The organism is Luteibacter aegosomatissinici (assembly GCF_023078495.1).
Classification (GTDB): Bacteria; Pseudomonadota; Gammaproteobacteria; order Xanthomonadales; family Rhodanobacteraceae; genus Luteibacter; species Luteibacter aegosomatissinici.
Window position 1 is genome coordinate 1,592,592 of record NZ_CP095742.1, and the last position, 13,775, is coordinate 1,606,366.

Annotated in this window: 14 protein-coding genes; 9 read left to right on the forward strand and 5 right to left on the reverse strand. The window is 66.0% G+C overall.

Going from position 1 to position 13,775, the window contains the following annotated elements:
- The first annotated feature begins 18 nt into the window (after window positions 1–18).
- Complete coding sequence (locus L2Y97_RS07060; protein ID WP_247434789.1) at window positions 19–981, forward strand: LysR family transcriptional regulator; 963 nt, start codon at window positions 19–21, stop codon at window positions 979–981.
- A 144-nt stretch (window positions 982–1,125) separates the two neighbouring features.
- Here the strand turns inward: L2Y97_RS07060 and hflD are convergent, their stop codons facing one another.
- The 3 genes from hflD to L2Y97_RS07075 form a co-directional block, all read right to left on the reverse strand.
- The gene (gene hflD, locus L2Y97_RS07065) at window positions 1,126–1,752 is read right to left on the reverse strand and encodes a high frequency lysogenization protein HflD (RefSeq protein WP_247434792.1); all 627 of its coding nucleotides are present in this window, start codon (window positions 1,750–1,752) and stop codon (window positions 1,126–1,128) included.
- A gap of 163 nt (window positions 1,753–1,915) precedes the next feature.
- Window positions 1,916–3,010 carry a tRNA 2-thiouridine(34) synthase MnmA gene (mnmA, locus tag L2Y97_RS07070; protein WP_247434795.1) on the reverse strand — a complete coding sequence of 365 codons (1,095 nt, stop codon included), beginning with the start codon at window positions 3,008–3,010 and terminating at the stop codon, window positions 1,916–1,918.
- Window positions 3,007–3,495 carry an NUDIX hydrolase gene (locus tag L2Y97_RS07075; RefSeq protein ID WP_247434797.1) on the reverse strand — a complete coding sequence of 163 codons (489 nt, stop codon included), beginning with the start codon at window positions 3,493–3,495 and terminating at the stop codon, window positions 3,007–3,009. Before L2Y97_RS07075 ends, mnmA begins: the two co-directional genes overlap by 4 nt.
- Before the next feature lie 123 nt (window positions 3,496–3,618).
- Between L2Y97_RS07075 and clpS the strand changes: the two genes are divergently transcribed.
- Window positions 3,619–3,951: an ATP-dependent Clp protease adapter ClpS gene (gene clpS, locus L2Y97_RS07080; protein WP_247434800.1), complete on the forward strand. Its 333-nt coding sequence runs from the start codon at window positions 3,619–3,621 to the stop codon at window positions 3,949–3,951.
- 78 nt (window positions 3,952–4,029) lie between these two features.
- Window positions 4,030–6,297 (forward strand): ATP-dependent Clp protease ATP-binding subunit ClpA, encoded by a 2,268-nt coding sequence (gene clpA / locus L2Y97_RS07085; protein ID WP_247434803.1) that lies wholly within the window; start codon window positions 4,030–4,032, stop codon window positions 6,295–6,297.
- A 223-nt stretch (window positions 6,298–6,520) separates the two neighbouring features.
- On the opposite strand, the gene infA is transcribed toward clpA, so the two are convergent.
- Together infA and L2Y97_RS07095 are read right to left on the reverse strand one after the other, a co-directional pair.
- Window positions 6,521–6,739: a translation initiation factor IF-1 gene (gene infA, locus L2Y97_RS07090; protein WP_019466733.1), complete on the reverse strand. Its 219-nt coding sequence runs from the start codon at window positions 6,737–6,739 to the stop codon at window positions 6,521–6,523.
- Between the two features lie 87 nt (window positions 6,740–6,826).
- Window positions 6,827–7,102 carry a polyhydroxyalkanoic acid system family protein gene (locus tag L2Y97_RS07095; RefSeq protein ID WP_247434805.1) on the reverse strand — a complete coding sequence of 92 codons (276 nt, stop codon included), beginning with the start codon at window positions 7,100–7,102 and terminating at the stop codon, window positions 6,827–6,829.
- Window positions 7,103–7,228: 126 nt separating this feature from the next.
- Here L2Y97_RS07095 and L2Y97_RS07100 point away from each other — a divergent pair, with 126 nt between their 5' ends.
- The 6 genes from L2Y97_RS07100 to kdsB all read left to right on the forward strand — a co-directional run bounded on the left by L2Y97_RS07100 (window position 7,229) and on the right by kdsB (window position 13,630).
- Entirely contained in the window at window positions 7,229–7,996 is a 768-nt protein-coding gene (locus tag L2Y97_RS07100; RefSeq protein WP_247434808.1) for an FHA domain-containing protein, read from the forward strand.
- Between the two features lie 61 nt (window positions 7,997–8,057).
- Entirely contained in the window at window positions 8,058–9,143 is a 1,086-nt protein-coding gene (gene serC / locus L2Y97_RS07105) for a 3-phosphoserine/phosphohydroxythreonine transaminase (protein WP_247434811.1), read from the forward strand.
- 80 nt (window positions 9,144–9,223) lie between these two features.
- Window positions 9,224–10,327, forward strand: coding sequence for a prephenate dehydratase (gene pheA / locus L2Y97_RS07110; protein WP_247434814.1), 1,104 nt, complete (start codon window positions 9,224–9,226; stop codon window positions 10,325–10,327).
- Window positions 10,324–11,436, forward strand: a complete 1,113-nt coding sequence (gene hisC, locus L2Y97_RS07115) for a histidinol-phosphate transaminase (RefSeq protein WP_247434817.1) — start codon at window positions 10,324–10,326, stop codon at window positions 11,434–11,436. The genes pheA and hisC overlap by 4 nt, the downstream gene beginning before the upstream one ends.
- Window positions 11,433–12,740, forward strand: a complete 1,308-nt coding sequence (gene aroA / locus L2Y97_RS07120) for a 3-phosphoshikimate 1-carboxyvinyltransferase (RefSeq protein ID WP_247434820.1) — start codon at window positions 11,433–11,435, stop codon at window positions 12,738–12,740. Before hisC ends, aroA begins: the two co-directional genes overlap by 4 nt.
- A gap of 101 nt (window positions 12,741–12,841) precedes the next feature.
- A complete protein-coding gene (gene kdsB / locus L2Y97_RS07125; protein WP_247434823.1) occupies window positions 12,842–13,630 on the forward strand; it encodes a 3-deoxy-manno-octulosonate cytidylyltransferase in 789 nt (262 codons plus the stop codon).
- The last annotated feature ends 145 nt before the right edge of the window (window positions 13,631–13,775 follow it).

A 13,775-nucleotide genomic window follows, 5' to 3' on the forward strand; every position in this document is an offset into this window, starting at 1 on the left:
GGATGAGGGCGGGGGCGGATGGGCGCAAACGTATTTGATGGCACGCAGCGTTCGATGATTTCGATGGCCCTGTCGTCGGTCTCCCTGCGTGACCTTGCCCTGGTCCAGGCCGTCGCCCGCGAAGGCAGCTTCAATAGCGCCGCCCGGGCCATGTACATCAGCGCCTCGGGCCTTTCCCACCAGGTGCAGAAAGTGGAGCAGGCGCTGGGCATGCCGCTGTTCGAGCGCGGCGGCCGCCGGGTCGTGCCCACCTCGGCCGGTCAGCGTCTGTTGGGTTATATCGAGGGCGTGCTGGCCGCGGCCGAGCACCTGGAGCATGCGGCGCGTGCCGGCGATGTGGCCTTTGGCGGGGAATTTCGCCTGGGCGTGCCGTCCACACTGGGGCCGTATCTGCTGCCGCATGTGATCGAGCCGTTCCCGCAACGGTTCCCCGGGGCGCGGCTGACCATTTCCGAGGGCAAGCCGCGTGGCCTGCTGCGCCGGCTGGGCGAAGGCGAGCTGGATGCCGTGCTGGCCCCGCCCAGTGCCACGGTCACCGGGCTGGAATCCACCGCCCTGTTCTTCGAACCCTACGAGTTGATGCTGCACAAGGGGCACCCGCTGGCCGACCGTACGACCGTGGCGTTGACCGACCTGGATGCCTCCGATGCCACGTTGATGGCCGAGAGCCACGGCAATGGCGTATCCGACCTGGGCATGCCTGGCGCCGCGCGGCCAGAGCGCATCCAGGATCTTTCGATCGAAAGCCTTGCCACGCTGGTGGCGCTGCGTGGCGGTTACACGCTGGTGCCGATCCTGGCCCACGAGCGCCTGCAGTCCATTCCCAATGTGGTGCTTGCGGCGGTGGAGGGCGCACGCCCGGGCCGCCACATCGCGCTCTACTGGCGCAGTGCCTCGCCCTGGCGCGATGACCTGCTGGGCTTCGCCGAGCTGCTACGCACCCTGGCCGGCACGATCCCCGGCCTCGACGCCGCGAGCTGACATACCGGCCCCACGACCGCCGTAGGAGCCCACCCTGTGGGCGACATCTTTCGCGATCACGTTGCAGGGCCTGTTGCGCTTCGCGAACGGCGTCGCCCACAGGGTGGGCTCCTACGGCGCGGTGCGGTCCATTGAGGGCGGGGCTTAGAAGCCGTTATCCAGCGTGGAGCCGGTGAGCAGGCCGCGGGCCAGCATGGCGGTTTGCTTGCCCTGGAACAGCATGTGCCATTGCCGGCCGCCGAGCTGGTGCCACAGCACCGCCGAGCGCACCGACGCGAGCAGGCACGCACGAACGCGATCGACGTTCGCCTTCTGCTGGAGATGGGTAGGGTTTCCGGTGACCATCACGCGCGGCTTCAGCGTGGAGAGCGTGGTGGCGTAAAGCTCCGCCAGGCGCGCGGCGACGTTGGGGTGGCCAAGGCCAAAATGCTCGACCTGGCGCTGCGCCGCGACGATGCCATCATGCAGGCGATTCAGCAGGGCTTTCTGTCGCGATAGCGAACGCTCAAGGCGCAGCACGGTCACGCCCATGCGCATCACGGCCACATCGCGGGTTTGCTCTTCGAACTGGTTCACCAGCGTGCGCAGGCCACGGCGCACGCCAGCGACATTGCCGTAGACACCCGCCACCGAATCCGCATCGATGCGGAACACGCTGCCCAGGCTGGCCTCGTACGCCGTCTCGTCGCAGCGGCCTTCGGTCGCCAGCTGCTGGGCCAGGGCGGCACCCTGGAAAACGCCGGCCAGGGCCAGGACGCGCTCTTCGTTCATGAAAAACAGCTCGTATGGGGACGCAAGGGTAAAGACGTGCAGGAGTGCACCCTGTGCGCGACGCTCGTGGCGACGCGACGGGGCCTGCCGCGTCGTGGCGAAAGCTGTCGCCCACAGGGTGGGCTCCTACGGGGAGCGGGCGTAGCGAAACCTTGGCCTGGGCTCATGCGAGGCCACCGTAGGCGGCATCGGTGGCGGAGATCACGGCGCCGCCGAGGCATTCGTCGCCGTCGTACAGCACAACGGACTGGCCGGGGGTGACGGCGCGCTGTGGTTCATCGAAGGTGACGTGGATGGCATCGCCGTTCACATCCACCGTGCAGGCCTGGTCGGCCTGGCGGTAGCGCGTTTTCGCTGTACAGCGGAACGACAGGGCGGGCGGTGCACCCGCAACCCACGTGGCGTCGGTGGCAACGAGCCGGGTGGATTGCAGCCAGCGGTTCTCGCCGCCCTGCGCCACGATCAGCGTGTTGGCAGCGACATCCTTGCCGACCACGTACCAGGGCTCGTTGGGCGCATCCGCGCGGCCGCCGATGCCCAGGCCGTTGCGCTGGCCCAGCGTGTAATACATCACGCCCTGGTGCTCGCCGACGGTGCGGCCCTCCGGATCCACCATCACGCCCGGCTTCGCGGGCAGGTACTGGGCCAGGAACGCGCGGAAATCGCGCTCGCCGATGAAGCAGATGCCGGTGGAATCCTTCTTGGCCGCCGTGGGCAGGCTGGCCTCGCGGGCCATCTCGCGCACCACGGGCTTCTCGATCTCGCCGACCGGGAACAGCGTGGCCGAGAGCTGGCGCTGGCCCAGCGCGTGAAGGAAATACGTCTGGTCCTTGGCCGCATCCACGGCGCGGAGCAGGCGGTAACGCCCTTCGTAAAAATCTACGCGCGCGTAGTGGCCGGTCGCGATCTTTTCCGCGCCCAGGGCCTGGGCGTGCTCCAGGAAGGTCTTGAACTTGATTTCACGGTTGCACAGCACATCCGGGTTCGGCGTGCGACCCGCCGCGTATTCGGCGAGGAAGTGCTCGAACACGCCATCCCAGTACTCGCCGGCGAAGTTGCGGGTGTGGAAGGGGATGCCCAGGCGGCCGCAGACGGCCACCGCATCGCGGCGGTCATCATCGGTGGTGCAGGGCCCGGAGCGGTCGTCTTCCTCCCAGTTCTGCATGAACATGCCTTCCACGTCGTGGCCGGCCTGCTGCAGGAGGATGGCGGCGACGGAGGAATCCACGCCGCCGGACACGCCGAGGATGACTTTCACGACCGGGACCCCGGCAGCAGGCTGGCCACGGTATCCAGCGGGTAGCGGCGGCCGTCCAGCCAGGCGTCGATGGTGTCGAGAATGAGCGGGCTGCGCAGGCGCGGGCCCAGGGCCTCGATCTCGTCACGGCGCAGCCAAAGCGTGCGGCGGATGCCGGTATCGAGCGTGCGCGTGGCATCGTGGGCCACGGAGCGGCCGCTGAAGGCGAACCGAAGCACCTGCTCGCCGTGTTCGTGGCTCATCCACTGCCACACGCCAAGGAAGGCATCGAGCTCGACCGTATGTCCGGTTTCTTCCAGGGCCTCGCGCACGGCCGCCGCCTGCAGGCTTTCACCCGGGTCCAGGTGGCCCGCAGGCTGGTTGTAGGCCAGCTCGCCGAAGATCTCTTCTTCCACGATCAGGTAGCGATCGCCCTCCGCGATGACGCAGGCGACGGTCACACGGGGGCACCACACGTTTTCGGCCGCAGCGTCGGTCTGGGTCATCTTACTTATGGGAGGGGTGGCTCTGGAAAAAGACATATTGTGCCATCACCTGTGGAAATCGACCCCGTAGGGGCTCGAAATCCGGTGTATATAATCGAATCGCGTACCGAAGGTTCTTAATTAATGTCCCAGGAACACGAACACGATCAGGAAAGCGAGCGCGGACACGGGCTGGCCATCGAGACAGCCCGCCCGGAAACGGCCCGCCCACCCCTGTTCCAGGTCGTCCTGCTGAACGACGACTTCACACCGATGGATTTTGTGGTTGAGGTTTTGCGTAGCTTTTTTGGCATGGACCAGGAGCGGGCGGTCCAGGTGATGCTCCACGTTCACACCCGGGGGAAGGGCGTGTGCGGCGTGTTCACCCGCGAGGTGGCAGAAACCAAGGTGACACAGGTCAACGAATACTCACGGTCTCATCAGCACCCACTGTTGTGCACTATGGAAAAGATGTAGCCAGTGCCCCATCTGGAGTTCATGCGGCACTAACAAGGGCAATGACCCCGCCGCCCACAGCTATCGGAGACGGTCCGTATGTTCAGCAAGGATCTCGAAGTCACCATTGGGCACTGCTATAAGCAGGCCCGGGAGCAGCGCCACGAGTTCATGACCGTGGAGCACCTCCTGCTCGCCCTCACGGAAAACACCTCAGCCCTGGCCGCCCTGCGTGCCTGTGGCGTCGATCTGCCCCGCCTGGCGGCGGATTTGCAGCGGATCATCGCCGAAACCGTGCCGGTACTGCCGGCCGGCGACGAGCGTGACACCCAGCCCACCCTGGGCTTCCAGCGCGTGCTCCAGCGCGCCGTGTACCACGTGCAGTCCTCAGGCCGTAAGGAAGTGACCGGCGCCAACGTCCTGGTCGCGATCTTCGGCGAAAAGGACAGCCACGCGGTCTATTTCCTGCACCAGCAGGAGATTACCCGCCTGGATGTGGTCAACTACATCTCCCACGGCATCGCCAAGATCAGCGATGAGTCCTCCGCGGCCCCCTCCAGCGCCGAGCGCGATGGCGAGGAAGGCGGTGAGGGCAAGGGCAACCCGCTCAGCGAGTACGCCTCCAACCTCAACGAGCTGGCCATCCAGGGCAAGATCGATCCGCTGATCGGTCGCCAGGATGAAGTGGAGCGCACCATCCAGGTGCTCTGCCGCCGCCGCAAGAACAACCCGCTCTACGTCGGTGAAGCCGGCGTGGGCAAGACCGCGCTCGCCGAGGGCCTGGCCAAGCGCATTGTCGAGGGCCAGGTCCCTGAGGTGCTGGAAGATTGCACCATCTGGTCGCTGGATCTGGGCGCCCTGGTCGCGGGCACCAAGTACCGTGGCGATTTCGAAAAGCGCCTGAAGGCGGTGATCGGCCAGCTCAAGAAGCAGCCGAACGCCATCCTGTTCATCGACGAGATCCACACCATCATCGGTGCGGGTTCGGCGTCGGGCGGCACCATGGATGCCTCGAACCTGATCAAGCCCATGCTGGCCTCGGGTGAGCTGCGCTGCATCGGTTCCACCACGTTCCAGGAATTCCGCGGCATCTTCGAGAAGGACCGCGCCCTGGCTCGCCGCTTCCAGAAGATCGACGTGGTCGAGCCCACCGTGGCCGATTCGATCGAGATCCTGAAGGGCCTGAAGACCCGCTTCGAAGAGCACCACTCGGTGGAATACACCGGTGAGGCCCTGCGCGCGGCGGTGGATCTGTCGGTGAAGCACATCCCCGACCGCCTGCTGCCGGACAAGGCCATCGACGTGATCGATGAGGCCGGTGCCCGCCAGCGCCTGCTGCCGGAAGAAGAACGCACCGGCAAGGTCGATGTGGCCGAGATCGAGTACATCGTGGCCAAGATGGCGCGCATTCCTGCCAAGCAGGTGTCCGCCTCGGATCGCGATGTGCTGCGCAACCTCGAGCGCAACCTGAAGATGGTCGTGTTCGGCCAGGATGCAGCGATCGAGGCCCTGGCATCGTCGATCAAGATGGCGCGTTCGGGCCTGGGCGACCCGTCCAAGCCGATCGGCAGCTTCCTGCTCGCCGGCCCCACGGGCGTCGGCAAGACGGAAGTGACCCGCCAGCTCGCCATGCAGCTCGGTATCGAGATGGTCCGCTTCGACATGTCCGAGTACATGGAAGCGCACTCGGTGTCGCGCCTGGTCGGTGCCCCTCCGGGGTACGTCGGTTTCGACCAGGGTGGCCTACTCACCGAGCAGATCACCAAGCACCCGCACTGCGTGCTGCTGCTGGATGAAATCGAGAAGGCGCATCCGGATGTGTACAACATCCTGTTGCAGGTCATGGATCGTGGCGTGCTGACCGATACCAACGGTCGCGAGGCGAACTTCAAGAACGTCATCGTGATCATGACGACGAACGCCGGCGCCCAGCTGGCCTCGCGTCGCGGCATCGGCTTCGTCAAGCAGAACCATTCGCCGGATGCGATGGAGACCATCCGCCGCATGTTCACGCCGGAGTTCCGCAACCGCCTGGATGCGGTGATCCAGTTCAACGCGCTGGACTTCGACCACATCCTGCGCGTGGTCGACAAGTTCCTGATCGAGCTGGAATCGCAGCTGGCCGAGAAGAAGGTCAGCGTGGACGTGACCCCGGAGGCCCGCCGCTGGTTGGCCGAGCATGGCTTCGATCCGCAGATGGGTGCGCGCCCGATGGCACGCGTCATCCAGGACAAGGTCAAGCGCGCGCTCGCCGACGAGCTGCTGTTCGGCAAGCTGGCCGAGGGCGGCAAGGTCACCCTCTCGGTGGATGGCGACGAACTGCACGTGGAAACCGAGTCGGCCGAGCCGGCAACGGCGGAAGCCTGAGTACCTTCGGTTCGTGATGTACGAAAGGGCCGCCCTCCAGGGCGGCCTTTTTTTGTAGGAGCCCACCCTGTGGGCGACATCTTTCGCGATCCCGCGGCAGGCCCTGTGGCTCCCCGGCGAAAGACGTCGCCCACAGGGTGGGCTCCTACAAATTCTGGCAACAAAAAAGCCGCGGCGTGCCGCGGCTTTTTCTATTCGCGAAAGGGCGGCGCCGGGCGCGCGCTTACTTCATACGGTACGTGATACGACCCTTGGTCAGGTCGTACGGGGTCATCTCGACCTTCACCTTGTCGCCGGTGAGGATGCGGATGTAATGCTTGCGCATACGGCCGGAGATGTGGGCAGTAATGACGTGCCCGTTCTCGAGCTGCACGCGGAACATGGTGTTGGGCAGGGTCTCCTGGACCGTGCCTTCCATTTCGATGACGTCGTCTTTTGCCATGTGTTCCGGGTCGGAGTAAGGGGCCAGCGTGGCCACATAAGTCCCCTATTATGCCATGCCCACCCGGGCAAGGCCACCCGGGTGGTTTCAGGCGAAGTACTGGTCCAGCTTCCCGCGGATTTCTTCCTCGATCTTGCCCTTGAACGCGGAGAGCAGCATGCCGAGCTCGGCGCCCACGTGCACATCGTGGTCGGACACCGTAATCGCGCCCTTTACCCCGGAGCCCGAGAACGCGTAGGCGTCGCCCTGCCAGGCGCCCTTGGTGCCGAACTTCTCGGCCATGCGCTCGGCGACCTTGTCCACGACAGCACGTGCTTCGGCGATGCTTTTGCCGTGCTCACGGCGGATATCGATCTTGGCCATGGGGGTCTCCGAGTGAAAAGGGAGGGGGAGTCTAGCAGGCACCTCGCCTGAACCGACCCGATGTCTTTACGTTCAAACAGATACCGCACTCTGCTAAAGTCGCGTCGTCATCTGTCCGGTCCTTCCATGCGTATCGAATTCGTCAGCTCGGCTCGTGGTGATTTCCACTGGTCCCGACCCGTGCTCACGATCGGCCGGGCGGAGGATAACGACCTTGTCGTGTCCGAAGGCCAGGTCGCGCCGCAGCACGTCACCATCTATCGCGATCGTCGCGGCATGGTGCTGGACGTGGCGGCAGGCGTGGGCCGCGTGTACGTGAATGCGCGCCCCGTGCGCGAGAAAGCCTTGCTTCGTCCCGGAGACAGCCTTTCCCTTGGGGACTGCCGCATGCTCATCCGGGATGATGAGGACCTGGAGGCGCGCGAGCTGCATGAGCCCACCGATGCGCGTTGCACCGCGGCCTTGCGCCCGGTGGCGGGCCCCTTGTCGGGCCGGCTTGTTGCCATTGGCGACCGGCTCGAGCTGGGGGCCACGCATGGCGCGCTGCCACTGGAATTGCCCGGCAACGACGCTGCATTGCTCACGGTGGCGTGGGTTGATGGTGAGCTGATCCTGGATGCCTCACGCGTTCCCGCCCGCCATGCGGTGCGGGTCAACGGCGTGCGCACGGTGCGCGCCGCGCTCCAGCCCGGCGACCAGATCGGCCTGGCGACGCACCGCTTCATCCTGGAAGCACCGGGCTGGTCGGCCGAGCCCGTGGTCGTCATGCCGGAGCCCGAGGCCGAACCCGAAGCGGACGAGCCTGCCGGCTCGCGCGGCGATGTGTGGTGGTTGATCCTTACCGCCGCGCTCCTCGCGGCAGGCATTGCCGTGGTGCTGTTCGCGCCGTTCTAAGCCCCCGTTTTGCCCGCATGCGGCGGCATAATGCCGGTTCACCCATGCGAGAGGACGAGACGTGAGCAGAGCCTGGAATTTCAGCGCCGGACCCGCGGCGCTGCCGGAAGCGGTACTGAAACGCGCGCAGGCTGAGCTCCTCGACTGGAACGGTTCCGGCGCCTCCGTGATGGAGCTGTCCCACCGTGGCAAGCCGTTCATGGCACTGGCCGCCGCTGCCGAGCAGCGCCTGCGCAGCCTCATGGGCGTGCCGGCGAACTACAAGGTGCTGTTCCTGCAAGGCGGCGCCACGCAGCATTTCGCGCAGATTCCCATGAACCTTGCCGGCCCCGGCGATCACGCGGATTACATCGTGACCGGCCACTGGGGCGAGAAGGCGGTGCGCGAAGCCGCGCCGTATCTCGACGCCCGCGTGGCGGCCACCTCGGAAGCCGACCACTACCTGAAGCTTCCCGCGCGCGATACCTGGCAGCTCAGCGAGGGCGCGGCCTACGTGCACTACACGCCGAACGAGACGATCCACGGCGTGGAGTTCCACGACATTCCCTCGGTAGACAACGCGCCACTGGTCGCCGACATGTCGTCGAACATCCTCAGCGAGCCCGTGGATGTGTCGCGCTTCGGCCTGATCTACGCGGGTGCGCAGAAGAACATCGGCCCGTCCGGTCTGGTCATCATGATCATTCGCGACGATCTGCTGGCGCGTGCGGGGCGGCCGATGGCGAAAATCTTCCGCTACGCCGAGCACGCCGCGAACGATTCCATGCTCAACACACCGAACACGTGGGGGTGGTACCTCGCCGGCCTCACGTTCGAATGGCTGGAAGAGCAGGGTGGGCTCAAGGCCATGGGCGCACGCAATGCGGCGAAGGCCGCGCTGCTCTACGACGCGATCGATAGTTCCAATGGTTACTATCGCAGCCCGGTGGAAGTGGCCTCGCGCTCGCGCATGAACGTGCCATTCACGTTGCACGACAGCGCGCTGGATGCCGCGTTTCTCAAGGAATCCGAGGCCGCGGGCCTGCTCGCGCTCAAGGGTCACAAGGCCGTCGGCGGCATGCGCGCATCGCTCTACAACGCCGTTCCACTGGAGGCGGTGGAGGTGCTTGTGAATTTCATGCGGGACTTTGCAGCGCGGCACGGTTAAAGTCGGGGATCACCGCAGTGCAGCAATGCATTTGCGGTGGTAACTGTTTCATTTGCAACCACTTAGCCGCCTGGATGTCCATGAGCAAAAGTAGTTCCACCGATAAGCAAGCCACGCTGACCGAGGCGCGCCAGCGCATCGACAGCATCGACCAGCAACTGCAGTCGCTCATCAGCGAGCGCGCCCGTTGGGCACAGCAGGTCGGCCGGGCCAAGGGCCCGTTGAAGGCGGCGGTGGACTATTACCGACCCGAACGGGAAGCTCAGGTATTACGTGGCGTCATCGATCGCAACGATGGCCCGCTGCCGCATGCGGAACTCGTGCGCCTGTTCCGCGAAATCATGTCGTCGTGCCTTTCCCAGCAGCAGCCGCTGAAGATCGGTTACCTCGGTCCCGAAGGCACCTTCAGCGAGCAGGCCGTGCGCAAGCAGTTCGGCCACGCCGCCTACGGCTTGCCGTTGGGCAGCATCGAAGAGGTGTTCCAGGAAGTGGCCGCGGGCAACGCCGATTTTGGCGTCGTGCCGGTGGAAAACTCGGGGCAGGGCATGATCCAGATGACCCTGGATATGTTCCTCACCTCCAAGGCCACGATCTGCGGCGAAGTGGAATTGCGCGTTCACCAGAACCTGCTTTCGCTCACCGGCGAGATGAAGGACATCAAGCGCATCTACTCGCACCCGCAGTCGCTGCAGCAGTGCCAGGCATGGCTGCGCGTGAACCTGCCGAACGTGGAGCGCATTGCGGTTTCGAGCAACGCCGAGGCGGCGCGCATGGCGCGCCTGTCGCCGGAATCCGCCGCCATCGCCGGTGAATCCGCGGCGCGTGTGTACGGCCTGAAGATCATTGCCGGCCCCATCGAGGATCGCAGCGATAACACCACCCGCTTCCTCGTGATCGGCCGCACCATCTTCCCGCCCTCGGGTAACGACCGCACCTCGCTGCTGGTGTCCGTGCGCGACAAGCCGGGCGCGCTTTTCGATGTGCTCAAGCCGCTTGCCGAGCACGGCATCAGCATGAACCGCATCGAGTCGCGCCCCGCGCATACGGGCAAGTGGCAGTACGCGTTCTTCATCGATGTCTCCGGCCATGTTGAAGACCCGGCCCTGCAGGCCGCCCTCGACGAAATGAAACCTGCCGCCGCCGATGTGCGCGTGCTCGGCGCTTACCCTGTCGCATTGCCATGACTGAACTGTTCGATGCTGCCGCGCTCGCCAATCGGGCGACGTCGGCCCTCCGTGCCTACGATCCGGGTCACGACCTGCCTGCGCTGCGCCTGCGTTTTGGGGCTGTGCTTTCCGAACTCGGCTCCAACGAGAACCCGCTGGGTCCCAGCCCGCTGGCCATGCGTGCGGCCACCCGCGTGCTGGAAGATATCTGGCGTTATCCGGATCCGCTTGCCGCGGCGCTGAAGCAGCGCCTTTCGGGCGAACTCGGCGTGCCCGTGCGCAGCATTACGCTGGGCAACGGTTCGCACGAGTTGCTCATGCTGCTGGCGCAGTGTTTCGCCGATGCCGACCATCCGGTCGTGCATTCGCAATACGGGTTCGCGGTGTTTCCGATCGCCGCCGCCGCGGCGGGTGCGCGCTCGATCGCGGTGCCCGCATTGCCTGCGGATCACCCGACGGCGCCCTACGGGCACGATCTGGTAGCGATCGCGAAAGCCGTCACGCCCGCCACCCGCATTGTCTACCTCGCCAATCCGAACAATCCGACCGGCACCTGGTTCACCGATGCCGAACTGGAACAGTTCCTCGCGAGCGTGCCGACGGAGACGCTGGTAGTGGTGGACGAGGCCTATCACGAATACGTGGATGCCCCGGGCCTGAGCACGGCGCTGCATCTGCTGGGCCGCTACCCGAACCTGATCGTGACGCGTACGTTCTCCAAGGCTTACGCGCTGGCTGGCCTGCGGATCGGCTACATGTTGAGCCATCCGTCGGTGGCTGCGGTGGCGGAACGCCTGCGCGAATCGTTCAACGTCAACGGCGTGGCACTGGCCGCCGCGGAAGCCTCGCTCGGCGATCACGAGCACAGGGCGCGCGTGCGGGAAACGAATCATCGTGATCGTGCGTGGTTCGCCGAAGAACTCACGGCGCGCGGCTTCCGCGTACTGCCATCGCAAACCAACTTCCTGCTCGTCGACCTGGGCCAGGACGCTGTCGCCTTCGAAAAACATCTGTTCGAACGCGGCGTCATCGTCCGCCCCATGGGGGGCTACGGCTTGCCGCACACCGTGCGCGTCAGCATCGGTAGCCGCGCCGAGCTGCAACGTCTTCTGGAGAACCTGCCATGACCCGCCTGGATTGGGTAAGCCGCCGCGCCGAGGGCGCGCTGCACGGCGACCTCGTCGTACCCGGCGACAAATCCGTGTCCCATCGTGCACTGATGTTCGGTGCGCTTGCCGAGGGCACCACGCATATCCGTGGTTTCCTCGAGGGTGAAGACACCCGCGCCACCGCGGCCATTCTCGGCAAGCTCGGTGTGCGGTTCGACACACCGGCACCCGGCGAGCGTGTCGTGCACGGCGTGGGGCTGCACGGCCTGCGCGGTAGCGATGAACCCCTCGACTGTGGCAACGCCGGCACCGGCATGCGCCTGCTGGCCGGCCTGCTGGCGGGGCAGGGCTTCGATGCGACCCTGGTGGGCGATGCCTCGCTCTCTGGCCGGCCCATGCGCCGTGTGACCGATCCGCTCGGTGAGATGGGTGCGCAGATCGATACGAACGATGGCAAGCCGCCGCTGCGTATCCATGGGGGCCGCAAGCTCAAGGGCATCACCTACAGGTCGCCCGTGGCCAGCGCGCAGATCAAGTCCGCGCTACTGCTGGCCGGCCTGTACGCCGAAGGCACTACCGAGGTGATCGAGCCGCACCCGACGCGCGACTACACCGAAAGCATGCTCAAGGCGTTTGGCTGGCCCATCGAGTATTCGCCTGGCAAGGCGAAGGTCGAGGGCGGCCACGTCCTGCGCGCGGTCGATGTCGATGTGCCCGCGGACTTTTCCTCGGCGGCGTTCTTCATCGTGGCCGCCTGTGTCGTACCGGGTTCGGTGCTGCGCCTGAAGGGCGTGGGCCTCAACCCGCGCCGCACTGGCTTGCTCGCCGCGCTGGAGCTGATGGGTGCCGACATCGGCGTGGAGAACGAACGCCATAGCGGCGGCGAAGACATTGCCGACCTGGTGGTGCGCTACCGCCCGCTGCACGGCGTGGCGTTGCCGCTGGATATCGTGCCGGACATGATCGACGAGTTCCCCGCGCTGTTCGTGGCCGCCGCTTGCGCCGAGGGCATGACCACCATCCGCGGCGCGGCCGAGCTGCGCGTGAAGGAATCCGACCGGATCGCCACCATGGCGAACGGCCTGAAGGCGTGCGGCGTGCTGATCGATGAACTCCCCGATGGCGCGATCATCCGTGGTGGCCCCATCGGCGGCGGTACGGTTGATAGCCACGGCGACCATCGCATCGCCATGAGCTTCGCCATCGCGGGCCTGGTCGCGACGGCGCCCATCACGATTGGTGATTGCGCGAATGTGGCGACATCGTTCCCGGGCTTCACGGAGCTGGCCAACGGCGTAGGCTTCCACCTAGGCACCGCGTGAGCTGGAATCAGGTGGGCTCCCTGTAGGAGCCCGCCCTGTGGGCGACGCCGTTCGCCACACCCCCCATAATGTGCACCTGCCCAGGCTACGGACCGCACATCATGGCCCCCAAAACACCCCCCTTCGTCGTGGTCGTCCCGGCCCGCTACGCCTCCACCCGGCTGCCGGGTAAGCCACTGCTGCCGATCGGTGGCCTGTCGATGGTGCGCCGGGTCGCCGCCCGTGCGGCCACCGCCGGGGCGGCCCAGGTAGTGGTCGCCACCGATGACAGCCGAGTCGCCGCGGAAATGCGCGGCTGCGAGGGCGATATCCTGGTCTGCATGACCCGCGAGGACCACGCCTCGGGCACCGACCGCATCGCCGAGGTCGCCAGCCACTTCGGCTGGCCCGAGGACACGGTGGTCGTGAACCTGCAGGGCGATGAACCGTTCGCACCAGCGGCCGGCATTCGCGCGGTGGTGGATACGCTGGCGGGCGACGAGGCACCCATGGCGACCCTCGCCACGCCCATCACGGACGCGGAAGAGTTGTTCGATCCAAACATAGTCAAGGTGGTGCGGGGTGGTAACGGCCGGGCGCTGTACTTCACTCGTGCCCCCGCGCCGTGGGCCCGCGACGCGTTCGCCATGGATCGCCATGTGCTCCCGGCCGGGGTGCCGTTCCTGCGCCACATCGGCATCTACGCCTACCGTGCGGGTTTCCTGCGCCGCATGGCGGCCTTGCCGCGCACCCCGCTCGAACAGGCCGAGTCGCTGGAGCAACTGCGGGCGCTTGAGCACGGGTATGCGATCTCGGTGAACCTCACGCCGGAACCGTTCCCGCCGGGCATCGATACCCCCGAAGATCTCGCCCGGGCGGAGCGTTGGCTGAAAAATCAGCCCGGTTTGTAAGGTTTCACCCACAAGGGGGCGCGGGCGGTGCCTACACCGTTCGCCGGACTTCGCCGGGCGCGCCGACGAGGGCGCCGCCGTAACCTATCCCTGTCGCCGGAAACACCTCAAGGATGAAGGCGACACTCCCCCAAGGAAGGTCGCG